General features: G+C 63.1%; 21 protein-coding genes. 12 read left to right on the top strand and 9 right to left on the bottom strand.

Features of this window, described 5'->3' with window-relative positions; genetic code table 11:
- Positions 1 to 4: 4 nt before the first annotated feature.
- On the bottom strand, positions 5 to 934 hold the full coding sequence (locus FN835_RS12920) for a zinc-ribbon domain-containing protein (RefSeq protein WP_142663637.1): 930 nt from the start codon (positions 932 to 934) through the stop codon (positions 5 to 7).
- A gap of 128 nt (positions 935 to 1,062) precedes the next feature.
- Between FN835_RS12920 and FN835_RS12915 the strand changes: the two genes are divergently transcribed.
- The 5 genes from FN835_RS12915 (at position 1,063) to FN835_RS12895 (ending at position 5,297) form a co-directional block, all read left to right on the top strand.
- Entirely contained in the window at positions 1,063 to 1,737 is a 675-nt protein-coding gene (locus FN835_RS12915; RefSeq protein WP_142663636.1) for a cell division ATP-binding protein FtsE, read from the top strand.
- Complete coding sequence (locus FN835_RS12910; RefSeq protein ID WP_142663635.1) at positions 1,734 to 2,663, top strand: cell division protein FtsX; 930 nt, start codon at positions 1,734 to 1,736, stop codon at positions 2,661 to 2,663. The genes FN835_RS12915 and FN835_RS12910 overlap by 4 nt, the downstream gene beginning before the upstream one ends.
- The gene (locus FN835_RS12905; RefSeq protein WP_142663634.1) at positions 2,663 to 3,448 is read left to right on the top strand and encodes a lysophospholipid acyltransferase family protein; all 786 of its coding nucleotides are present in this window, start codon (positions 2,663 to 2,665) and stop codon (positions 3,446 to 3,448) included. Before FN835_RS12910 ends, FN835_RS12905 begins: the two co-directional genes overlap by 1 nt.
- Positions 3,449 to 3,600: 152 nt before the next feature.
- Positions 3,601 to 4,539, top strand: a complete 939-nt coding sequence (locus FN835_RS12900; protein WP_142663633.1) for an ABC transporter ATP-binding protein — start codon at positions 3,601 to 3,603, stop codon at positions 4,537 to 4,539.
- Positions 4,536 to 5,297: an ABC transporter permease gene (locus FN835_RS12895; protein WP_142663632.1), complete on the top strand. Its 762-nt coding sequence runs from the start codon at positions 4,536 to 4,538 to the stop codon at positions 5,295 to 5,297. Before FN835_RS12900 ends, FN835_RS12895 begins: the two co-directional genes overlap by 4 nt.
- A 75-nt stretch (positions 5,298 to 5,372) precedes the next feature.
- Here FN835_RS12895 and FN835_RS12890 read toward each other — a convergent pair whose 3' ends face one another.
- Entirely contained in the window at positions 5,373 to 5,579 is a 207-nt protein-coding gene (locus FN835_RS12890; protein WP_142663631.1) for a cold-shock protein, read from the bottom strand.
- Positions 5,580 to 5,748: 169 nt separating this feature from the next.
- Positions 5,749 to 6,246, bottom strand: a complete 498-nt coding sequence (locus FN835_RS12885; RefSeq protein WP_246098731.1) for a hypothetical protein — start codon at positions 6,244 to 6,246, stop codon at positions 5,749 to 5,751.
- Positions 6,247 to 6,357: 111 nt separating this feature from the next.
- On the opposite strand from FN835_RS12885, the gene rimO reads away from it, so the two are divergent.
- Entirely contained in the window at positions 6,358 to 7,731 is a 1,374-nt protein-coding gene (rimO, locus tag FN835_RS12880) for a 30S ribosomal protein S12 methylthiotransferase RimO (RefSeq protein ID WP_142663630.1), read from the top strand.
- Positions 7,732 to 7,737: 6 nt separating this feature from the next.
- Here rimO and FN835_RS21445 read toward each other — a convergent pair whose 3' ends face one another.
- Positions 7,738 to 8,436: a peptidoglycan-binding domain-containing protein gene (locus tag FN835_RS21445; RefSeq protein ID WP_221930418.1), complete on the bottom strand. Its 699-nt coding sequence runs from the start codon at positions 8,434 to 8,436 to the stop codon at positions 7,738 to 7,740.
- 299 nt (positions 8,437 to 8,735) lie between these two features.
- Between FN835_RS21445 and FN835_RS12870 the strand changes: the two genes are divergently transcribed.
- From FN835_RS12870 to chrA, 3 genes are all read left to right on the top strand, one after another.
- A complete protein-coding gene (locus FN835_RS12870) occupies positions 8,736 to 9,593 on the top strand; it encodes a sulfotransferase family protein (protein ID WP_142663629.1) in 858 nt (285 codons plus the stop codon).
- Positions 9,594 to 9,679: 86 nt separating this feature from the next.
- Complete coding sequence (gene ettA / locus FN835_RS12865; RefSeq protein WP_142663628.1) at positions 9,680 to 11,335, top strand: energy-dependent translational throttle protein EttA; 1,656 nt, start codon at positions 9,680 to 9,682, stop codon at positions 11,333 to 11,335.
- 82 nt (positions 11,336 to 11,417) lie between these two features.
- Complete coding sequence (chrA, locus tag FN835_RS12860; protein ID WP_142663627.1) at positions 11,418 to 12,602, top strand: chromate efflux transporter; 1,185 nt, start codon at positions 11,418 to 11,420, stop codon at positions 12,600 to 12,602.
- Here the strand turns inward: chrA and FN835_RS12855 are convergent.
- Positions 12,593 to 13,033 carry an SRPBCC family protein gene (locus FN835_RS12855; protein ID WP_142663626.1) on the bottom strand — a complete coding sequence of 147 codons (441 nt, stop codon included), beginning with the start codon at positions 13,031 to 13,033 and terminating at the stop codon, positions 12,593 to 12,595. The genes chrA and FN835_RS12855 overlap by 10 nt on opposite strands.
- A gap of 106 nt (positions 13,034 to 13,139) precedes the next feature.
- Here FN835_RS12855 and FN835_RS12850 point away from each other — a divergent pair, with 106 nt between their 5' ends.
- Positions 13,140 to 14,873: a hypothetical protein gene (locus FN835_RS12850; protein ID WP_142663625.1), complete on the top strand. Its 1,734-nt coding sequence runs from the start codon at positions 13,140 to 13,142 to the stop codon at positions 14,871 to 14,873.
- On the opposite strand, the gene FN835_RS12845 is transcribed toward FN835_RS12850, so the two are convergent.
- Positions 14,870 to 16,030, bottom strand: coding sequence for a hypothetical protein (locus tag FN835_RS12845; RefSeq protein WP_142663624.1), 1,161 nt, complete (start codon positions 16,028 to 16,030; stop codon positions 14,870 to 14,872). The two genes, FN835_RS12850 and FN835_RS12845, sit on opposite strands and share 4 nt — an antisense overlap.
- Positions 16,031 to 16,172: 142 nt before the next feature.
- Between FN835_RS12845 and FN835_RS12840 the strand changes: the two genes are divergently transcribed.
- The gene (locus tag FN835_RS12840; RefSeq protein WP_142663623.1) at positions 16,173 to 16,565 is read left to right on the top strand and encodes a GFA family protein; all 393 of its coding nucleotides are present in this window, start codon (positions 16,173 to 16,175) and stop codon (positions 16,563 to 16,565) included.
- Here the strand turns inward: FN835_RS12840 and FN835_RS12835 are convergent.
- Entirely contained in the window at positions 16,562 to 18,448 is a 1,887-nt protein-coding gene (locus FN835_RS12835) for an acyl-CoA synthetase (RefSeq protein WP_142663622.1), read from the bottom strand. The genes FN835_RS12840 and FN835_RS12835 overlap by 4 nt on opposite strands.
- A gap of 130 nt (positions 18,449 to 18,578) precedes the next feature.
- Positions 18,579 to 19,127 carry a peptidoglycan-binding protein LysM gene (gene lysM, locus FN835_RS12830; protein ID WP_142663621.1) on the bottom strand — a complete coding sequence of 183 codons (549 nt, stop codon included), beginning with the start codon at positions 19,125 to 19,127 and terminating at the stop codon, positions 18,579 to 18,581.
- A 132-nt stretch (positions 19,128 to 19,259) separates the two neighbouring features.
- Here lysM and FN835_RS12825 point away from each other — a divergent pair, with 132 nt between their 5' ends.
- Positions 19,260 to 19,811 (top strand): CAP domain-containing protein, encoded by a 552-nt coding sequence (locus FN835_RS12825; RefSeq protein WP_246098730.1) that lies wholly within the window; start codon positions 19,260 to 19,262, stop codon positions 19,809 to 19,811.
- Here FN835_RS12825 and FN835_RS12820 read toward each other — a convergent pair.
- Positions 19,808 to 21,595, bottom strand: a complete 1,788-nt coding sequence (locus tag FN835_RS12820; protein WP_142663620.1) for an ABC transporter transmembrane domain-containing protein — start codon at positions 21,593 to 21,595, stop codon at positions 19,808 to 19,810. The genes FN835_RS12825 and FN835_RS12820 overlap by 4 nt on opposite strands.
- Positions 21,596 to 21,624: the final 29 nt, after the last annotated feature.

Here is a 21,624-nt window from a genome sequence, read left to right as displayed (position 1 = left end):
GGTGTCAGCCGAAGATCATCGCGCGCAGGCTTTGGAACTGCTCGGCCAGCCATAGCCTGCCCTGATCCAGACCGTTGCGCCATTCGCCGACCGTGCTGCCATCCGCGCCCGCCGAAAGCCGGGGTGCCAGCGCATAGAAGGCCACCACGGCCAAGGCCAGCATCACCGCCAGCCCAAAGCCCATCGCATAGCCGCCCTTGCGCGGCTTGGGCTGAAAGATTGCGGGCAGATTGTTTTGCGGCGCTGTGGCTACGGGCGGTGTCGTCTGATCGGCCTGTGTCAGGGTCTCGACGGGGACCGGACGCTCGTCCAGCGCGGCGGGGCGCAGGGCGGGGGCTGCGGGACGGGTCAGCGTGGCGGCCAGCCTTGCGGCATCGGGCAGCGGGTCGGGTTGCGGGGCCGATACTTCGGGTTCGACTGGCGGTGGCGCGGGCTTTTCGGCCTTTTTCGGCGGTGTCGCCGTTTCGGGCGCGTCCTTTTCCAGCGGTTCGCCGGGCAGGATCACCGTCGCCACGGGCCATTCGAAATCAGCATTGCCACTGATCGAAACAGGCTGATCACCGGCCGGTTCAGGGGTTGGCTCGGGTGAAGGTATGGGCGCTGCCGATGGTTCGGTCGCGGGAATGTGATCGGCAACCGGCGCTGCCGGAGCCTTGGCGTCACTGCGGGCGGAAAGCTCGCGGGCGGTTTCCTCGCGCAGGATCGACAGGATCGAATCACTCAGCGGCTGATTCAGCGCCGGACGGGCCGATGCGTCGTAATCCTGCGCCTGTGCTGCAATTTCCTGCGGTTTTTGCGGCGTTTGCGCGGCGGCAGCGCGCGGCTGATGCCAGACATTTCCGCAGGCCGAACATTCCACCTCTCGGCCCATGGCGGGGATCGCGGATTCCGGGATCTCGTACTGGGCGTTGCAACGGGGGCAGGTCAGGCGCATAGGCTGGTCTTTCTGGGGCCGGTCGTGAACGGGGCGCGGTCATGCCTCGTCTCGCATTCGCCGCCGGACTGTTCTATCAAGCCCGGAACCGCGAGCCAAGAAGCCCGGAAAAAAGGGGGCCCCCACCAGTGATCGAGATGCAGAACCTGTCCTTTGGCTATAGCGGGGGCGAGCCGCTATTGGCCGACATGTCGCTGTCCCTGCCGCCGGGGTCGTTTCATTTCCTGACGGGGCCGTCTGGATCGGGCAAGACCACCTTTCTGCGACTGTGCTATGCCGACCTGCTACCCACGGCGGGCAAGATGCTGGCCTTTGGTCAGGATGTGACCGAACTGTCGCGCGACGGCATTGCCGCGCTGCGCCGCCGCGTGGGCGTGGTGCATCAGGATACGCAATTTCTGGACCACCTGCCCGTTGCGGAAAACATCGCCATGCCGCTGATCGTTTCGGGCGAGGCGGTGGACATGCCCGCGCTTGGCGATCTGCTAAGCTGGGTGCAACTGACCAACCACAGCCGCACCATGCCGCCCGCCCTGTCGGGGGGTGAACGCCAGCGCGCGGCACTGGCTCGCGCCGTCATCATGTCGCCCGACCTGATCATCGCGGATGAGCCGACGGGCAATCTGGACTGGGACATGTCGATGCGGCTGCTGCAATTGCTGGTCGAGCTGAACCGCTCGGGCAAGACGGTGCTGTTTGCCACGCATGACCTGAACATGATCCGCGCGGCCAAGCAGCAGGTGCAGACCCGCGTGCTGCGCATTGCCGGGAAGCGGCTGCAACTGGCGGGGGCCGACCTGTGAAACGACCGGATCTGAAGTCCCTGGATTTTGCGGCATTGTGGCGCGGGCTGACCCGGCCCGACGTGGCGGGAACCGACCGGGTTGTGCCTCCGACCGGGTTTACCGCGCAGCTGACGCTGTTTTCTGCGGCGGCGATGGCGTTTCTGGCCGTGTTCGCGCTGGCGCTGGCGCTGGCGACGGGGCGGCTGGCGGAACGCTGGTCAACCGAACTGGCGCAGACCGTGACCGTCCGCATCTCGGCCCCGCCGGATCAGATCGACGATCAGACCGTGACGGTGATGGAGGTGCTAAAGACCACCCCCGGCATCGCCCAGTCGAAGCTGCTGCCCGATACCGATGTCGAAAAGCTGCTTGAACCGTGGTTCGGCCCCGATGTCCCCGTCGAGGCGCTGCCCGTCCCGCGACTGGTCGAAGTGACCGAAGCCGCCGAGGGGTTCGACGCCGAAGCCCTGCGCCTGCGGTTGCAGGGCGAAGCGCCGGGCGCGGTGCTGGACGACCACACCCGCTGGCGCGAGCCGCTGGTCTCCGCTGCCAATCGGCTGCGCGTGCTTGGGCTGATCTCGCTTTTGCTGATCGGGGCGACGGCGGGGGCGATGATCACACTGGCCGCGAAAGCCTCGCTGGCGGCTAACGGGCAGGTCATCAAGGTGCTGCGCCTGATCGGGGCGCGCGACATCACCATCGCCACCGCCTTCGTGCGCCGCTTCACGCGCCGCGCGGCGATCGGCGCGGCTGCGGGCACGGTTCTTGGCATGGGCGCGATCTGGCTGCTGCCCGCCGCCGACGAGGCCGGGGCGTTCCTGACCGGGCTGGGCTTTCAGGGCTGGGGCTGGTTGTGGCCGCTGCTGATCCCGCTGGCCAGTGCTGTCATCGGCTTTGTCGCCACCCGCTGGGCGTCGCTGAAAATGCTGCGAGAGGTCCGGTGATGAACCAGTATCACCCGCGTTCCACCTATATCCTCGATTGGGTGCGGGTGGTGGTTTATTACGTCTATGTCGCGCTTGCGACGCTGGTGGTCGGACTTTGGGGCCTGCCGCGCACGCTGATCAACCCGGCCAATGCCAACCGCACCGCCAGCGCATGGCTGCGCCAGATGATGGGCGCGGCCCGCATCATTCTGGGGGTCAGAATCGAATATCGCGGCACGCCGCCTGCGGGCGACATGCTGATCGCGGCCAAGCATCAAAGCTTTCTGGACATCCTTGCCATCGCGCAGGCCTGTCCGCGCCGGGCCTTTGTCATGAAGCGCGAGGTGATGAACGTGCCGATCATGGGCTGGTTCGCACGCAAGGTCGGCAGCATCCCGATCGACCGCGCGCGTGGCAAGGAAGCCATGCGCCAGATCATCGCCGAGGTCGAAACCGCCCGTGCCCGTCCGGAAGGTCTGGGGCAACTGATCTTTTACCCCGAAGGCACGCGCACGCTGCCCGGCACGGCGGTTCCCTATAAACACGGTGTCACCATCGTGCAGCGCGCCACCGGCCTGCCCATCGTGCCCGTCGCGGTGAATTGCGGCATGTTCTGGCCCAAGCGCGGCTATCCGATCCGGCGCGGCACGGCGATCATCGAATTCCTGCCGCCCATCCCCGCAGGCGCGAAGGCCGAGGCGGTTCTGGCGCAACTGACCGACGTGATCGAACCTGCCAGCCTGCGGCTTTATGCCGAAGCGGGCGGTCTGCCACCCGTGCCCGAAACGGTGATCCCAAGGTAAAATTTTCCAAGACCGTTGCGCGGCGGGGAACGGGATACTATCTCGGAACCCGCCCGGCACATCCTTGTCCGGGACCAGCTTTGACACCGGACGAAAAGGCGCATCCCGCACAGACGGGCCGCTTTTCCGACCGTTGACGGAACGGAGGCGGCATGAGCCCCATCATCGACATCGACCACCTGTCGAAACGCTATGACAGCGGAACATTCGCGTTAAAGGACGTCTCTTTGCAGATGCAAGAGGGCGAGATCCTGGCGCTGCTTGGCCCGAACGGCGCGGGCAAGACGACGCTGATTTCGATCATATGCGGCCTTGTGACCCCGACCGAGGGCACGGTCCGCGTCGGCGGCCACGACATTCGCACCGACTGGCGCGCGGCGCGCAAGCTGATCGGCCTTGTCCCGCAGGAAATCACGCTTGAGCCCTTTGAAAAGGTCATCGACTGCGTGCGTTTCACGCGCGGTCTGTATGGCGAGGCGCCTGACGACGCCTATATCGAAAAGCTGCTGCGCAGTCTTGCGCTGTGGGAAAAGCGCGATGCCAGAACGCGCGAGCTTTCGGGCGGCATGAAACGCCGCGTGCTGATCGCCAAAGCGCTGTCGCACCGCCCCAAAGTGCTGTTCCTTGACGAACCGACCGCAGGCGTGGACGTGGCGCTGCGCCGCGAGATGTGGGAAGTCGTGCGCGAATTGCGGGCCGAGGGTGTGACCATCATCCTGACCACGCACTATCTGGAAGAAGCCGAGGACATGGCCGACCGCATCGGCGTCATCAATCGCGGTCAGTTGTTGCTGGTGCAGCCCAAGGCGGAACTGATGGGCGAATTCGGCAAGAAACGCCTGATGATCGACCTGTATGAGCCGCTGGCAAACCTGCCGCCGGAACTGGCCGAGCGCGGCCTGACGCTTTCGGCGGATGGCAGGCAGCTGGGCTATGACTATGACACCCGCGCCGAGCGCACCGGCATCGCGCGGCTTCTGGGCGATCTGACCGCCCATGGCATCGCCGTGCGCGATGTCGCGACCAAGCAAAGCAGCCTTGAAGACATCTTCATGTCCCTTGTGGCCGAGCCGAAAAAGGAAACCGCATGAACTGGCCATCTGTCAAAGCGGTCTATCACCATGAAATGTCGCGGTTCTTCCGCACGGTGTTTCAGTCTCTCGCCTCGCCGGTTTTGTCCACGGTGCTGTATTTCGTGGTCTTTGGCGCGGCCATTGGCGGGCGCATCCAGTCGGTCGAAGGCGTGGCTTACGGCGCGTTCATTGTGCCCGGTCTGATGATGCTGACTGTGCTGCAGCAATCCGTCAGCAATGCCAGCTTCGGCATCTATTTCCCGAAATTCTCGGGGACGATCTATGAATATCTGGTCGCCCCGACCGGCTGGATCGAGGTGACGCTGGGCTTCGTCGGTGCCGCCGCCAGCAAGGCCGTGCTGATCGCGCTGGTGATTCTGCTGACCAGCTTCTGGTTCAACGGGGTCCATATCGCGCATCCGTTCTGGATGATGGCATTCCTGATCCTGACCGCACTGGCATTTTCCATGCTGGGCTTCATCATCGGGCTTTGGGCCAAGTCGTTCGAGCAGTTGCAGATCGTGCCGATGATGGTCATCACGCCCTTGGTTTTCCTTGGTGGCGCGTTCTATTCGGCATCCATGCTGCCGCCGTTCTGGGAAGGCGTGGCCAAGCTGAACCCGGTGCTTTACCTGATTTCAGGCTTCCGCTGGAGCTTCTTTGATCTGGCCGATGTGCCGGTCTTCACGTCGCTGGTGGCCGTGGCCGTGATGATCGTGGTCTGCATGGCGATCATCCGCTGGATCTTTGCGACCGGCTGGCGGCTGCGCGAATAAGCGCGGCCCCGAAAAAAGTTCAGCCCGGCCGATGGGGCCGGGCTGAACGTCAACGTCCGAGAATCAGGCTGGCGATTATGCCAGAGCCAGATTGCGGGCCGACTCGCGACCGTCGCGGCCAGCTTCGATGTCGAAGGTCACAGCCTGACCGTCAGCGACGGATTGCAGGCCGGCGCGCTCAACCGCCGAGATGTGCAGGAACACGTCCTTGCCGCCATCAGCGGGGGCGATGAAGCCGTAGCCCTTCGTTGCGTTGAACCATTTCACGGTGCCATTGGCCATCGTGTCTCTCCTTTTCAAGTTTGTCGCCCCCATCATGTGACGACCCGGCGCAGTCAGATCAAATACAGACTGAACCCGAGAAGGAGACAGGTTGCAAAGAAAAAAACAGGCGCTACGAAATTAGGCTGCGGCGCGCAAAAGATCAAGGTTTCTTGCCTTCAACCCTGTGTCAGTTCCGACACAGCCGAGTCTGGGGGTCCAACCGGACGTATTCTCTGGCAGTGATCTTGTGCATCTCGATCGAGCGATTCCAGCCGCCATTCCATTTTTGCAGGATGCCGTTGCGGTAATAGCGGGCCATCAGTTCATCCACGATCGGCGGGATGATCTGCGTGTTGGGGATGCGCGGCGCGTGAAAACCCACACGGGCCTGCGGGCCAAGGCAGGCATTGGGCAGCGTGATATAGATCGTGCAGGCCGACCGGCAATAACCGCGGATCTCCACCCGACGCCCCGAGGCGGCCAGTTTTTCGCGATATTGCATCGCCTTGACCACGTTGCCGCCCTTGTTGTTCCAGATGACGATCGGGTCGCCCTGACCACGGGTCTGCGCCTGTGCGGCAGGCATGGCCAGCGTCACGGCGATCATCGCCAGGGCGGCAAGTCGGGTCATGGTTCGAAGCATGTGGCGGATCACGATCTGGGGCTGGGCACGCGGAATCATCATGGCAGAATCATTGCCATGACGCCACGGCACTTGAAAATGACGTTCAGGTGTTTGGCCCCGTTACGCTTCGTGCTTAACAACTGCCCCCGTGCGCACTATATGCCGCGCATCATGAGCCAGAACCCGCCCCTGTTGCGCCCCGATCTAGCCCCAAGCCCGATCTTCGACACCACACGTCGGGACGGTCAGCCCACGATTGGTATGGTCAGCCTTGGCTGCCCCAAGGCGCTGGTCGACAGCGAACGCATCCTGACGCGCCTGCGGGCCGAAGGTTACGCGATCAGCCCCGATTACAAGGGCGCGGGTGCGGTCATCGTGAACACCTGCGGTTTCCTTGATTCGGCCAAGGCGGAATCGCTGCAAGCGATTGGCGAAGCGTTGTCGGAAAACGGCAAGGTCATCGTGACCGGCTGCCTGGGGGCCGAGCCCGAATACATCACTGGTGCGCATCCGTCCGTGCTGGCCGTGACCGGGCCGCAGCAATATGAACAGGTGCTGGACGCGGTGCATCTGGCCGTGCCGCCGTCGCCCGATCCGTTCATCGACCTTTTGCCTGCGTCCGGGGTCAGTCTGACGCCGCGCCATTACAGCTATCTGAAGATTTCCGAAGGCTGCAACCACGCCTGCAAGTTCTGCATCATCCCCGACATGCGCGGCAAGCTGGTCAGCCGCCCCGCCCATGCCGTCTACCGCGAGGCTGAAAAGCTGGTCGAGGCGGGTGTGCGCGAGCTGCTGGTGATTTCGCAGGACACCAGTGCCTATGGGCTGGATCGCCGCTATGCCGAGGAACGCGGCCACCGCGCGCATATCGTGGACCTTGCGCGGGATCTGGGCGGTCTGGGTGCCTGGGTGCGCCTGCACTACGTCTATCCCTACCCGCATGTGCGCGACCTGATCCCGCTGATGGCCGAAGGTCTGGTTCTGCCCTATCTGGACATTCCCTTTCAACACGCCCATCCGGACACGCTGAAACGCATGGCGCGCCCCGCGGCGGCGGCAAGGACGCTGGATGAAATCGCGGCATGGCGCGCGGCCTGCCCGGACATCACCCTGCGGTCCACCTTTATCGTCGGCTATCCGGGCGAAACCGAAGCCGAGTTCCAGACCCTGCTGGATTGGCTGGACGAGGCGCAGCTGGACCGGGTCGGCTGCTTCCAATACGAAAACGTCAAGGGCGCACGGGCGAACCTGCTGCCCGATCATGTGCCCGATGATGTGAAACAGGACCGCTGGGACCGCTTCATGGAAAAGGCGCAGGCCATTTCCGAAGCCAAGCTGGCAGCCAAGGTCGGAAGCCGCATCGACGTGATCGTGGACAGCGTGGACGCCGAAGGCGCGACCTGCCGGACCAAGGCGGACGCCCCCGAAATCGACGGCAACCTGTTCATTGACGAAGGTTTCGAGGATTTGACCCCCGGAGATATCGTCAGCGTCACCGTGGACGAGGCCGGCGAATATGATCTTTGGGGACGTCTTGATACCTGAGAGAGATTAAGTCAGGTCGATTTTCAGTTTCTTTGCTGTATTCGGCCCGACCTGTCCATCAACGATCAGGCCTTTGGCCGCTTGATATGCCCCGACTGCTGCTGCAGTCATTGGACCATATTCTTTGTCGATCGGACCTGGATCAAAACCGGCCGCAGCAAGTGCCTTTTGAATCTTCTCGACAGCTTTTCCTGTCGCGCCCAATTTGAAAACAAGAACGGTCTTTTCTTTCATGACGAAACCGGTCGGCGTGTCATAGGTAAAATCCGGGATCAGGACGCCGACATCCCAGACTCGACCGGCTATCTTTCCGCGCCGAACACCGTAGTTTTTTCCCATGGCCTCGACGGTGCCGCCTTTGCCGTCAGATATGGCGATGTGGCCAGTCTTCCCGCTGCCGGGCGGATAACGCAGCACGAAAGCACCACGGATCTGTGCTGCCTGCGATATAGGTATCCTGATCCCAAGGCTCTGGCTATCATTTTGCCAGGCACCCGTGTAGTCATCCGCTGACGCCGGATGGCTGTTATTGTCGGTGCAGCCATATAGCACCTGCCCGATCTGATAAACCAACCATGATGTGAATTCGGCGCAATCCCAGGGACCATGCCAATTCGAATTGTTTTTCGGGACCGGAGCGCCGAGGATATATTTTTCTCCGATCCGCGTTTCTGACAATGCAAACATCTTACTTCCGTCCGACATTTCGAACTCCATAACAAATCGACATTTATATAGGGGGAAGTGACGGCGGATCGGAAATTCAGCACCGTCATTTAATTATCGTCACACTCGTCGGTGATTCGTGCAAGCGGATTGTCTTTTTTGATATGCGTGGCAGCGTATTTTATAATATTGACGCCGATTGCCGAACGGGCTGACTGATCAGCGCAATGTATGGGAAGTATTCGCCTCTGATCCACTCGCGTTGCGATTGAAGGCTTTCCCCTTGCCGCAGCCTGCCGTAACAAAGGCGCGTGACGATCCACGGCAAAGGCGCAGCGATGAACTGGAACCCTGACGGCAAGCCACGCAAACCGGATTTTCTGGGCATCGGCGCGCAAAAAGCGGGCACGACCTGGCTGTCGCAGATGCTGGGCCAGCACCCGGACGTGTGGACGCCCCCCTTTAAGGAAGTGCAGTTCTTCAACCACCGCTTTGTCGAGGAGCACCGCAACTGGCTGCCGTGGCATTACAAGCGCGCCAAGCAGAACATCGAAAAACGCTATGAGACGCGGGGCGAGGATGTGCCCAAGGACATGGCGAAGTACCTGTCCCGCGTTACCCGCGAACCGATGTTCACCAATCACTGGTACAAGCTGGTGTTCTCCCCGGCGCCGGATGACGCGAAAACCATCGACGTGACGCCAGAATACTCGACCCTGCCCGAGGAGGGGGTCGAGTTCGTGTCCAAGTTCCTGCCGGATGCCAAGTTCATCTATATCATCCGCCACCCGGTCGATCGCGCCATCTCGCAGCTGAAGATGAACCTGACGCGGGCGCGGCGCAAACCCGCCTCGGCCGACGAATGGCTGACCGAGGTGCAGGATCCCGTGCTGCTGGACCGGGGCGACTACCAGACCTATGTGCCGCGCTGGAACGCGCATTTCGGCGCCGACCGGATGCTGTATCTGCCCTTTGGCATGATCGCCCGCGACCCCATCGGCTTCCTGCGTCAGGTCGAAAGCTTCCTTGGTCTTGCCCCCTTCGACTATCGCGATGTGGGCAAGAAGGTCTTTGCATCCGATAACGGTCTGGTCGTGCCCGACAAAGCCCGCGCCGCGCTGCGCGAGATGCTGGAACCCCAGTTCGCCTTTGTCGATCAGACCTTCGGCAAGGAATTCTCGGCCCAGTTCCGCTAAGGCGGGTTTGCCCGGACTTTCACTTTCCCTGCGGCCCCGTTAAACAGGCGCGCAGCATCTGAACGCATACTCAACGGGGAAAGATCATGGCCTCTTACCAGTTCGTTTACCACATGGACGGGGTTTCCAAGACCTATCCCGGTGGCAAGAAAGTTTTCGAAAACATCCACCTGAACTTCCTGCCCGGCGTCAAGATCGGCGTCGTCGGCGTGAACGGCGCCGGTAAATCGACGCTGCTGAAGGTCATGGCTGGTCTGGACAAGGATTTCCAAGGCGAGGCATGGGCCGCAAAAGGCGCCAAGGTCGGCTATCTGCCGCAGGAACCGTATCTTGATCCGCAGCTGAACGTGCGTGCCAACGTCATGGAAGGTGTCAAGGAAAAGCAGGGCAAGCTGGATCGCTACAATGAACTGGCGATGAATTACTCGGACGAGACCGCCGACGAGATGTCGCGGCTTCAGGACGAGATCGACGCCGAAAACCTGTGGGATCTGGACAACCAGATCGACATCGCGATGGAAGCCCTGCGCTGCCCGCCCGATGACGCCGATGTGGAAACGCTGTCGGGCGGTGAACGCCGCCGCGTCGCGCTGTGCAAGCTGCTGCTGGAAGCGCCGGACATGCTGCTGCTGGACGAACCGACCAACCACCTGGACGCGGAAACCATCGCCTGGCTGCAAAAGCACCTGATCGAATACAAGGGCACGATCCTGACCGTGACCCACGACCGCTATTTCCTTGACGACATCACGACCTGGATTCTGGAACTGGAACGCGGCCGCGGCATCCCGCACGAAGGCAACTATTCGTCGTGGCTGGAAGCCAAGGCCAAGCGCGTCGCTCAGGAAGCGCGCGAGGACAAGTCCAAGCAAAAGGTCATGGAGAAGGAACTGGAATGGATCCGCGCCGGGACCAAGGCCCGTCAGGCGAAATCCAAGGCCCGTATCGCCGCCTATAACAAGATGGCGGACGAATCGGTCAAGGATCTGGTCGGCACGGCCCAGATCGTCATCCCGCACGGCCCCCGCCTTGGCGGCAAGGTCATCGAGGTCGAAGGTCTGTCCAAGGCGATGGGCGACAAGCAACTGATCGAGAACCTGTCCTTTAGCCTGCCACCGGGCGGCATCATCGGCGTGATCGGCCCGAACGGTGCGGGTAAATCGACGCTGTTCAAGATGCTGACCGGCAATGAGACGCCGGATGCGGGCACCGTGACCATCGGCGATACGGTCAAGCTGGCCTATGTCGATCAGTCGCGCGACAGTCTGGACCCGAACAAGAACGTCTGGGAAGAAATCTCGGGCGGGGCGGAAGTGATCGAACTGGGCGATGCCTCGGTCAACTCGCGCAACTATGTCGGCTCGTTCAACTTCAAGGGCGGCGATCAACAGAAAAAGGTCGGCCTGCTTTCGGGCGGTGAACGCAACCGCGTCCACATGGCCAAGCTGCTCAAATCCGGCGGCAACGTCCTGCTGCTGGACGAACCGACCAACGACCTTGACGTGGAAACGCTGCAAGCACTGGAAGCCGCGATCGAGAATTTTGCCGGCTGCGCGATCATCATCTCGCACGACCGCTTCTTCCTTGACCGTCTTTGCACGCATATCCTTGCGTTCGAGGGCGACGCCCATGTCGAATGGTTCGAAGGCAACTTCGAGGATTACGAGGCCGACAAGATCCGCCGCCTTGGCCCGGATGCGGTCGAACCCAAGCGCGTGAAATACAAGAAATTCACCCGCTGATCCGCGATCACAGGCCTCCGCACCGTGCGGGGGCCTTTTTCATTCTGCCCCAGCCCGTTTCCAGCCAAGGCGCATAACCACCATGAGCGATCAGGGCCGCGTGGCCGAAGTGTTCGGGGCATTCCTGAAACTGGGGCTGACCTCATTCGGCGGTCCTATCGCGCATCTGGGCTATTTCCGCGATGAGTTGGTCACGCGGCGGAAATGGCTGTCGGATGCGGCCTATGGTGATCTGGTGGCGCTGTGCCAGTTCCTGCCCGGTCCCACCTCAAGTCAGATAGGCTTTGCCCTGGGGATGATGCGCGGTGGCTGGGGCGGGGCGCTGGCGGCGTTTCTGGCCTTTACGCTGCCCTCGGCTATTCTGCTGCTGGTGCTGGCCCTGACGGCGGCGCGGCTGGACGGGGTTCTGGCGCAGGGCATGCTGCACGGGTTGAAGATCGTGGCCGTCGCCATCGTCGCGCAGGCAGTCTGGGGCATGGCCAAAAGCCTGTGCCCGGATCGGGCGCGTGCGGCCATTGCCGTGGGGGCGATGTTCGTTCTGGCGCTGGCCCCCGGAGCTATCGCGATGATCTGTGCCATCGTTCTGGGGGCGCTGGCAGGTCTGGGATTGAGGCGCGGGAAACCGGGGCAGGGCGCGACGCTGGCGCTGCCCGTGACGCCGCGTGCGGGCGTTGCCGCGCTGGCGGTGTTCGCGCTGCTGCTGGCGACATTGCCGCTGCTTGCCGGGCTGGGGCCGGGCATGGCGATGGTCGATGGGTTCTATCGCTCGGGCGCGCTGGTCTTCGGCGGCGGGCATGTCGTCCTGCCGCTGCTGGAAACCGAGATGGTCGCCACGGGCCGCGTCGGTCAGGATGCCTTTCTGGCCGGTTACGGCGCGGCGCAGGCCGTGCCGGGGCCGCTGTTCACCTTTGCCGCATGGCTTGGCGCGGTGATGGAGCTGCCGCCGAACGGCGTTCCGGGCGCGGTCATCGCCCTGCTGGCGCTGTTTTTGCCAGGTTTTCTGATCCTGATCGGCGTCTTGCCCTTTTGGGACCGTCTGCGCCCGCGCGCATGGGCGCAATCGGCCATGCAGGGGGCCAATGCGGCGGTGGTCGGCATTCTTGCCGTGGCACTATACGATCCGGTCTTTACCACGGCGATCACCGGCAAGGCCGATCTTGCGCTGGCCGCCGCCTGCTTTGTCGCGCTGGTCATGGGACGCGCCGCACCTTGGGCCGTCGTGCTGATCGCGGCCTTGGGCGGTGCGGCAATCAAGGGCTATTTGTAGAACCCTTGGCGCAGCTTCACGCCATGTTCCAGCCAGACCTTCATCGCGCAAAGCATCCCGGTCCAGCCCTCGCAATTGCCGTAGCTGGCCTTTAGCCCGGCTTCGGTATCGGGCCAGCCTTCTTCGGTGATGCGGACCAGCGTGCGGTCGGGATCGATCGCTTCGAATGTCATGGTGATCGTGGTCCAGACGCCGCCTTCGGCTTCCCATTGCAAGACGATGCGTTCGTTGGCATCGACCTGCTGCACCTTGACCGGAAAGGCGCCGGGAAAGTCATGGAAATCCCATGTCACCGTGGTCCCTGCCACCAACCGGCCCTTGGCCCCGCCAGTGGTGAAATAGTGCGACAGGCTGTCGGGGTCCGCCACAGCCTCGAACACCTGGGCCAGGGGGCGGGCGATCCGACCGCCCACGGTGAATTTCGGTTCCATCCGGCGATCCTCCCATGTCATCGCGGTTCACCATTTATTAACCACCCCAAGGCTAAAGCGGTTCAGCAAATCCCTGTCTTTCGCATGGACGCATCAGGAGACCGCGATGACCGACACAAGATTTTCCAGCATTGATCAGGACATCAAGCTGGTCATCTGGGATCTGGATGAGACGTTCTGGAACGGCACCCTGTCCGAAGGCGGCGCGACGGCGGTGCAGGCGCATATGGATATGGTGAACCTGCTGGTCGATCGCGGCATCATGTGTTCGATCTGTTCCAAGAACGATTTCGACACCGCTCGGGCCAAGTTGCAGGAATTGGGCATCTGGGACCGCTTCGTCTTTCCCCATATCGCATGGTCCCCCAAAGGTGCCGCCATCCGCGACATGCTGGAGCGGATGGGCCTGCGTGCGGCGAACGCCGTCTTTCTGGACGACAACCACCTTAACCTTGAGGAAGTGCGCTTTTTCTGCCCCGAGATTGCCTGCGTCGATGCCTCTGGCGCGGCCGACGGCACGGGGCCGGACCTGTCGGGCCTGCTGGACCTGCCGCAATGTCAGGGCAAGGACGACCGCAAGCACAGCCGCCTCGCGCAATATAAGGTGATGGAGCTGAAAGAGGCGGATCAGAAATCCGGCAGCCTCTCGAACGAGGAATTTCTGCGTCAGTCCGATGTTCAGGTCAGGATCATCACCGATCTGGACGACCAGATGGAGCGGGTGCTGGAACTGATCAACCGCACCAACCAGCTGAACTTTACCAAACAGCGCGTCCACACCCCCGAACAGCGCGCCGAACTGGCGCAGCTTTTGCGGATTCCGGGTGTCCATGCCGGGCTGATCCACGTGCAGGACCGTTACGGCGATTACGGCATTGTCGGCTTTTTCTGCGTGCGCAAGCGGTTCAACGGCACGACGGTGCATCACTTCGCGTTTTCATGCCGCACGCTGAACATGGGCGTCGAACAATGGGTCTGGCACCATCTGGAGCGTCCGCAATTCGACATCGTGCAGCCGGTGGCGAACGGGCTGGAACAACCCGAACGTCCCGATTGGGTGCGGCAGGTGGCCGAGTTCGGGCAGGACGGCAGCCAATCCGCACGCAGCCTTGCGCTGGTGGGGGGCTGCGATCTGCAGCAGGTGTCATTCTATTGCGGCACGCAGCGCAGCGAGTTCGTCAACAAGGTGGACGATAGCGGCGTGATCGTGCGCTATGACGATGCGGGTTTTTTGCTGAACCCGCGCGATCCGTCGCTGGCCGGGAACTGGGTCACGAACACCGTCGCCGGTCATCGCCTGCAAGAGATGCTGGATGCCGACCGCGCCTTTGCCGAGGTGGATCTGATCATCCTGTCGATGTTCTTTGCGTTCCGCACCGACAATATGTTCACCCATGAAGGCCATGAACAAGCCGACCGCTATCTGGTCACGGTCCCGCCCAAGCGGCTGGCTGCGCTGATAAAAGACCCGCGTACCGCCACGCGGATGCTGCGCAGCCTGCGGCATCTGCGGCTTGGGACCGAAGAACGGCTGGACATCATCCGCGCCGCATTCCAGCGGGTCCACTCGCTCAAGCGGGAACAGGCGACGCTGTTCATCCTTGGCGTGTCGCTGCAGGGCACGATTGCTGCGCGCACCAGCGATCAACGCATCGCCTATAACCAGATGTGCCGCGCCTTTGCCGTCAGCCATGCGGGGGTCGAATTCATCGACATCGACGCCACCGTGCCGGCGGGTGAATTCGTGGACAGCGACCACTATACCCGCACCGGCTATTTCAAGATCGCCGAACGCATCAATGCCCACGAGGCGCAGACACCGCTTTTGGAAATCGCCTAGGTCGCGGTGCGCAGGCTGGATTGCCATGGCATTCCGGCCCTCGGCTTTGACGCGCCGTCGCGCATCTGCTGCCACGGGCTTTGGGGCGCATCGACCGGCGATTGGTTGGGGGCACTAAGCTGCGGTCCCGCGTCAAGGCTGCGCGGGTTTTCCCGATACGCCAGCTTGCGCGGGGGCTGCGGGCGGTTCAGCAGACCCGCTTCGGCGGCGCGTTCGCGGATGCCGCGCAGCACCATCGGGCCATAGCCGGTATTGCGCAGCGCCGCCATCAGACGGTTCAGGCGGTCAGCGTTGCCATCGGCGATGATCCGGTCCGCAACGCCGTGGACATACCAAGGCAGCGCACGACCCCGGCGATACAGGCCGAAAAAGCTGCTTTCGCTTAGCGTTCCGGCCATTGCTTCGCGCATGATGGTGGACAAAATCTCGGCCCGGCGCAGGAACAGCGCGGATTTATGGCCGGAATAGCGGGCAGGCAGCCGGATCGCGCGGTCATGGGTAAAGCGGGCGACATGCTGCACATCCGGCCCGAAATGCGGATCATAGATCAGCCAGACGCGCGCCGCGGCGGCGGATTGGGTCGCGGCATCGGCGAAATCGCCCGACCAGTCGGCCTTGCGCCCTGAGGCGAACCGCTCCTCCCACGGGACCAATGCGGGATCAAGCGTCGATTGCGGCGAGAATGCGACCACCGTGCAGCCCGGCACCAATGAGGCAAAGGCGCAAGCCCCATATCCCCCCATCGACGTCCCGGTCAGCGTCACCGAACGAAAGCGGCGAAAGAACCCGCTATCGGCCAGCGTGCGCATTTCCTGAAACAGCGCGGGGTCGCGAAACCAGCTTGGCTTGAACGCCATGAACCCAAGCTGCGACCAGCCGTTCTTGGCGGCGAAGCTGTATCCCCAAGGGTCGCGGTTCATCGCATCGTCGCGCGCCGAGGACAGGTTGTCGAAGCTGACCAGCAGGTGATCGTCGCCGCGATCGGCAAAGACCAGCGCGTGATCGCCCAGCGTGCGATAAAAGCCGCGCTTGCGCTGTTCGCGAAAATCCACTAGCCAGCGCGGCGCCATCTGACGGGCAATGTCGGGGGAAATAGCCTGCAATTCCTGCGGGGGCCGGGTCTCGCCTTCGGGAAGGTCGTCGCGTTCGTCGCTCATCCGGCAACTCCTTGTAGGCATTGCCACTTATTAGACATATGCAGCTTGTGGTTGCAACGCATGATGGTCGCAAGCTGGCGTATATGGGCAAAATGCGTCAGTTTGGCGATGATGCGGCATCGCTTTGCCAAAGGGAGCAGCAATGGAAAATGTCAGCGGCGGTTGTCTGTGCGGCGCGCTGCGGATCACGGCGCGGGGGCGACCTTACCGCACGGGCATCTGCCACTGCCTTGATTGCCGCAAGCATCACGGGGCGCTGTTTCACGCCTCGGCGATCTTTGCCGAAACCGCCGTGACGATCCGTGGACAGGCGCGGGAATATCAGGGGCGCTGCTTTTGCCCCAATTGCGGCTCGTCGGTCTTTGCGCGCAGCGGGGATGAGATCGAGGTCAATCTGGGCGCGCTGGACGCGCCCGATCAGTTCATGCCGACCTATGAGCTATGGACGATCAGGCGCGAAGGCTGGCTGCCGGAATTTCCGCTGGCGCGGCGCTATGACCGCGACCGCGACAGCACCGACCGGGCCGAGGATTAGGCCCATTCCCATGCGCAGGTGAATTTGCCAAGGCAATCGGCTGCGGCCTTTTCGTCGATCTTGCCGCGCCGCTCCAGCCGGGCGACAAGGCCGCGCCGCTTGTCGTCCACCACCTCGCCCACGGCGGCGGGAATGCCGGCTTGGACAAGGGCCGCGTCCAGCACGCGCCGGATCGCCAGCTTGCGCAGATCGGGCTTGAAGATCTTGCCGACCGCCGTCTTGGGCAGTTCTGCCAGCACCTCGACATGTTTCGGGACCGCTGCGCGTTCCGGGATATGTTCGGCGGCATGGGCCAGCAGTTCATCGGAGCTGACTTCGGCCCCGGCGACCAGTTCGACATAGGCGCAGGGCAGTTCGCCCGCAAAGGCATCCGGCTGACCGATCGCGCCCGCAAAGGCGACCTTGGGATGCGACAGCAGCGCGTCTTCGATCACCGCCGGGTCGATATTATGGCCGCCGCGGATGATCAGATCCTTGGCGCGGCCTGTGATCCACAGATAGCCGTCCACGTCCAGCCGCCCCAGATCGCCGGTGCGCAGAAAGCGCCCTTCGGCGAACAGATCGCGGTTCTTGTCGGTTTCGGTATAGGTCGAACCTTCAAAGACGCCGGGGCTGGCCACACAGATCTCGCCGATCTCATCGGTGGCGCATTCGTGGAAACCTTCGGGCGTCTTGCGCAGGATGCGGACATGCGAATAGGGCAGCGGTATCCCGACCGATCCGACCTTCTTCAGCCCGTCCATCGGGTTGCAGGATACAAGGCAGGTCGCCTCGGTCAGGCCGTAGCCTTCGGCGATACCCACCCCGGTCGCGGCCTTGAAGCGGTTGTAAAGCTCGATCGGCAGCGGGGCCGAACCCGAGATCGCGGTCTTGAGCGAGCTGACATCGGCATTCACCGGCCGCTGCATCAGGGCCGAGATCGCCGTCGGCACCGAAATCAGGAATGTCGCCTGCCAGCGTTCGATCAGTTTCCAGAAATTGTCGAACACCCCTTCGCCGCGATACCCGGCGGGGGTCGGCATGATCAGCTGCGCGCCGGATGCGACACAGGACATCAGCACCGGATAGGCCGCGAAGACGTGGAACATCGGCAGCGGGCACATCAGGACATCCTGTTCGGTGAACAGCATTTCCGCGCCAAGCCAGCCGTTATAGATCATGCCCGATTGCTTGTGCTGCGCGACCTTGGGCATCCCTGTCGTGCCGCCGGTGTGAAAGAACGCGGCCACGCGGTCGGGACCGCCTTCGTCAAAGGTCAGGCGGTTATGGCGCTGGCCGCTGGCGGCAGCTTCGAAATCCAGATATTTCGCATGGTTCTGCACGGTCTGCTTGGGCCGGACAAAGGGGATCGCCAGCCGCTTCAGCCCGGACAGGTAGTGCCGCAGATCGACCTCCAGCACGGTCTTGACGTTCGGGGCAAGCGCCACGGCCTGCGCGGCCTTATGCGCCACGTCCGATTTCGGAAAGGGCTTCAGCGTTACCAGCACCTTGGCCCCGGTTTCGCGCAGGATGGCGGCGATCTGTTCGGGGTCCAGCAGCGGGTTGATCGGGTTCACGATGCCCGCCGTCGCACCAGCCAGCAGCACCACCGGGGTTTCGATCGCATTGGGCAGCAGATAGGCCACCACATCGGTCGGCCCGATACCCAGCGTGCGAAACAGGTTCGCGGTTTCGGTGACCCGTTCGTGCAGATCGTTCCAGCTTAGCGTTACGGCCTTGGATCGGGGGTCGGACAACAGCTGAAAGCTGATCGCGGGGCGGTTCGGAAAGCGTTCGCGGGTGCGGCCCAGCATCTGATAGATCGAGGCGGGCAAGTCCCGCCGATCATAGGGCATCTCGGCCTCGACCGCTTCACGATCCGCGACAGTTGCGAACTTGGCCATGTTGTCTTCCCTCCCAGGCATTCCTTGAGGCACTCCCCCTCGGAGGTAAAGAATGGTGCAGAAATGCGTTTCGGGGCAAGGCTTCAACCCCTTGCCCCGATATATCAATACGCAGCGTCAGATGACCAGATCAGGCGGCGGGAATGCGAAGCGTCTGGCCGGGATAGATCTTGTCGGGGTGCGACAGCATCGGCTTGTTCGCCTCGAATATCTCGGGATAGCGGCCAGCTTTGCCCAGATATTTCGCGGCGATCGCCGACAGGGTTTCGCCCTTTTGCACGGTGTGGAACACCGATTTCGGGCCGGGGGCGCTTTCCTTGGGCGCGGCGGCGGGGGCAGGGGCCGGGGCTGCTGCCGCAGCTTCGGGTTCTGCGGCCAGTTCGACCCGTGCGATGCCCTTGATGTTGCCAAGCGCCAGGATCAGCTTTTCCAGCGTATCGTCATCGGCTTCCTTGTCCTTGACGATGACCGTATCACCACCGCGCAGCGTCAGGTGAACGTCTTTCGATGTCAGGCCCAGAGCTTTCAGCTCGGCCTTGAGTGCCGCCACCTTGCGGTCGGTCTCGGGGTCGCCTGCGGCGCCGGCGGCGGCGGGGGGCGTCGTTGGGGCGGCGGCGGCATGCGCCTCAGAGCCCAGAACGGATTTTCCCGCATCCTTGACGAAATCCCAGAAGGCCATGGCAGTTCCTTTCAGCATTGGTTTCGCTGCCGAAAGCTGGCCCGATCGGCAGATGCTTGCAAGTCTAATCATTCGCCATTTGAGCCGGGCGGCCGGAGTTCCTATATCAAGCACAACCAAAAGGGGAACGAAATGCTGCCAAGTAACGCGACAGGAAAGTGGGCCGGAGCGATGCTGACGCTTTCGCTGCTGGCTGGCTGCGCCCAGACCGGCGACACGGTCAGCAGCCATCCCAAGGGCTATCCCGATGTGCAGGCGACGGCTGCGGGTGACGCTACATGCTATCAGACCAGCACCGCGGAAAACCATGCCGTGGCGCAATCGACCAGCGCCGCGCGGCGGGCCAACGGCCTGCCCGGCGTGTCGCCCGACACCGCGCTGGCGCGGGCCGCGGCGGATCATGCCTGCGACATGGCCAAGCGCGGTCTGATGACCCATACAGGCACCAGCACCAAAGGGCCGATGCAGCGCGTCAAGGCGCAGGGCTATGCGCCGCGCCTGACGGCGGAAAACATCGCCGCCGGGCCTTACGGTCAGGCGCAGGTGCAGCGCGAATGGGCCAATTCTTCGGGGCACGCGGCCAATATCATGATCCCGCAGGTGCAGGATGTGGGTATCGGCAAGGCCGTGGGGTCTGACGGGCGGACCGTATTCTGGGCCGCCGTCTATGGTGCCCCGCGCTAGGCTGCGTCCGCGCCTTCGGTGAATTGCAGCCGGGCCAGCCGGGCATAAAGTCCGCCCTGCGCCACCAATTCGTCATGGCGCCCCTGTGCCACGATGCGCCCATGGTCGAATACCACGATGCGGTCGGCCTTTTTCACCGTCGCCAACCGGTGCGCGACGATGATCGTGGTGCGCGACCGCGCCAGCTCATCGACCGCATCCTGCACCAGTCGTTCGGATTCCGCGTCCAGCGCGCTGGTCGCTTCGTCCAGCAGCAGGATCGGCGCATCGCGCAGGATGGCGCGGGCGATGGCAATGCGCTGTTTCTGGCCGCCCGACAGCATCACGCCGCGTTCGCCGACATAGCTGTCGTAGCCTTCGGGCAGGGCGGACAGGAAATCATGGGCATGGGCGGCGCGCGCAGCCGCCTCGACCTCGGCGTCCGATGCGTCGGGGCGGCCAAAGCGGATGTTTTCCCGTGCTGTGGTGGCAAAGATCACTGCGTCCTGCGGCACCAGCGCAATGTCGCGGCGGAAATCGGCACGGGCCATGTCGCGCAGATCAACGCCGTCGATGCGTACCACGCCCGCAGCCGGATCCCAAAAGCGCAGCAGCAATTGCACAACGGTCGTCTTGCCCGCGCCCGAGGGACCGACCAGCGCCACCGTCTCACCCGACGCGATGTCCAGCGAGATCCCCTCCAGCGCGGACACATCCGGGCGCGAGGGGTAATGGAAGCTGACGTTTTCAAAGCTGATGCGACCCTGAACCGGGCGCGGCAGCGTGGCGGGATTGACGGGATCGTTCAGCGTGTCCTGCGCGACCAGCAATTCGCTTAACCGCTCGGTCGCGCCGGCGGCGCGCTGGAGTTCGCCCCAGATTTCCGACAATGCGCCCACCGCGCCCGCGACCAGCACGGCATAGATGACGAACTGCACCAGTTCACCCGCCGTCATCACATCAGTGCGCACGTCGCGCGCGCCGATCCACAAGACGCCCAGCACGCCGGAAAAGATCAGGAAGATGACGATCATCGTCATCACCGTGCGCGTCTTGACCCGCGATATGGCCGAGCCATAGGCGCGCTCGGTCACCTCGGCAAAGCGGGTGCGGGTGGGGTTTTCGTGGGTGAAGGCCTGCACGGTCTGCGCCGATAGCAGGCTTTCGGATGCGGCGCCTGAGCTTTGCGCGATCCAGTCCTGATTTTCGCGCGACAGCACGCGCAGGCGGCGGCCCAGCACGACGATCGGCACGACGACCAGCGGCACCAGCAGCAGCACCAGCCCCGACAGCTTGGCCGATGTCCAAAGCAGCATTGCCATGCCGCCGATCAGGATCAGCAGGTTGCGCAGTGCGATGGATACCGACGATCCGATGACCGACTGGATCAGCGTGGTGTCGGTGGTGATGCGGCTGATGATCTCGCCGGTCAGGACACGTTCGTAAAAGGCCGGGCTAAGGCTGATGACGCGATCAAAGACCGCCTTGCGCATATCGGCCACGACCTGTTCGCCCAGTCGGGTGACAAGATAATAGCGCAGGCCCGTGCCCACCGCCAAAAGCCCGACGATGGCCAGCGCCGCGCCGAAATACTGATCCAGCAGATGCGCCCCTGCATCGAAGCCGTCCACCACCCGGCGCACGGCCAGGGGCAGGATCAGGCTGATGCCCGCCGTGACGACCAGCGCCCCCATCGCGGCCAGCAAAAGCGCGCGATAGGGCCGGATGAACGGCCAAAGGGCGCGCAGCGCGCCGATGCGTTTCGTCGTGGGACGGTCGGGGCGGATCGTCGTGCCGCGTGCCATGCTTCGTTCTTCTCCGGTTGGGACCGGCT

Source organism: Paracoccus laeviglucosivorans, from assembly GCF_900182695.1.
GTDB classification, from domain to species: Bacteria; Pseudomonadota; Alphaproteobacteria; order Rhodobacterales; family Rhodobacteraceae; genus Paracoccus; species Paracoccus laeviglucosivorans.
This window is presented reverse-complemented; position numbering and strand designations above follow the sequence as displayed.

Excerpts from the sequence above, each read along its gene's own strand:
- FN835_RS12920 (WP_142663637.1), bottom strand. The coding sequence starts at position 934 with ATGCGCCTGACCTGCCCCCGTTGCAACGCCCAGTACGAGATCCCGGAA.
- FN835_RS12905 (WP_142663634.1), top strand. The coding sequence starts at position 2,663 with ATGAACCAGTATCACCCGCGTTCCACCTATATCCTCGATTGGGTGCGG.
- FN835_RS12900 (WP_142663633.1), top strand. The coding sequence starts at position 3,601 with ATGAGCCCCATCATCGACATCGACCACCTGTCGAAACGCTATGACAGC.
- FN835_RS12895 (WP_142663632.1), top strand. The coding sequence starts at position 4,536 with ATGAACTGGCCATCTGTCAAAGCGGTCTATCACCATGAAATGTCGCGG.
- FN835_RS12890 (WP_142663631.1), bottom strand. The coding sequence starts at position 5,579 with ATGGCCAATGGCACCGTGAAATGGTTCAACGCAACGAAGGGCTACGGC.
- FN835_RS12885 (WP_246098731.1), bottom strand. The coding sequence starts at position 6,246 with ATGATGATTCCGCGTGCCCAGCCCCAGATCGTGATCCGCCACATGCTT.
- rimO (WP_142663630.1), top strand. The coding sequence starts at position 6,358 with ATGAGCCAGAACCCGCCCCTGTTGCGCCCCGATCTAGCCCCAAGCCCG.
- FN835_RS21445 (WP_221930418.1), bottom strand. The coding sequence starts at position 8,436 with ATGTCGGACGGAAGTAAGATGTTTGCATTGTCAGAAACGCGGATCGGA.
- FN835_RS12870 (WP_142663629.1), top strand. The coding sequence starts at position 8,736 with ATGAACTGGAACCCTGACGGCAAGCCACGCAAACCGGATTTTCTGGGC.
- ettA (WP_142663628.1), top strand. The coding sequence starts at position 9,680 with ATGGCCTCTTACCAGTTCGTTTACCACATGGACGGGGTTTCCAAGACC.
- chrA (WP_142663627.1), top strand. The coding sequence starts at position 11,418 with ATGAGCGATCAGGGCCGCGTGGCCGAAGTGTTCGGGGCATTCCTGAAA.
- FN835_RS12855 (WP_142663626.1), bottom strand. The coding sequence starts at position 13,033 with ATGGAACCGAAATTCACCGTGGGCGGTCGGATCGCCCGCCCCCTGGCC.
- FN835_RS12850 (WP_142663625.1), top strand. The coding sequence starts at position 13,140 with ATGACCGACACAAGATTTTCCAGCATTGATCAGGACATCAAGCTGGTC.
- FN835_RS12845 (WP_142663624.1), bottom strand. The coding sequence starts at position 16,030 with ATGAGCGACGAACGCGACGACCTTCCCGAAGGCGAGACCCGGCCCCCG.
- FN835_RS12840 (WP_142663623.1), top strand. The coding sequence starts at position 16,173 with ATGGAAAATGTCAGCGGCGGTTGTCTGTGCGGCGCGCTGCGGATCACG.
- FN835_RS12835 (WP_142663622.1), bottom strand. The coding sequence starts at position 18,448 with ATGGCCAAGTTCGCAACTGTCGCGGATCGTGAAGCGGTCGAGGCCGAG.
- lysM (WP_142663621.1), bottom strand. The coding sequence starts at position 19,127 with ATGGCCTTCTGGGATTTCGTCAAGGATGCGGGAAAATCCGTTCTGGGC.
- FN835_RS12825 (WP_246098730.1), top strand. The coding sequence starts at position 19,260 with ATGCTGCCAAGTAACGCGACAGGAAAGTGGGCCGGAGCGATGCTGACG.
- FN835_RS12820 (WP_142663620.1), bottom strand. The coding sequence starts at position 21,595 with ATGGCACGCGGCACGACGATCCGCCCCGACCGTCCCACGACGAAACGC.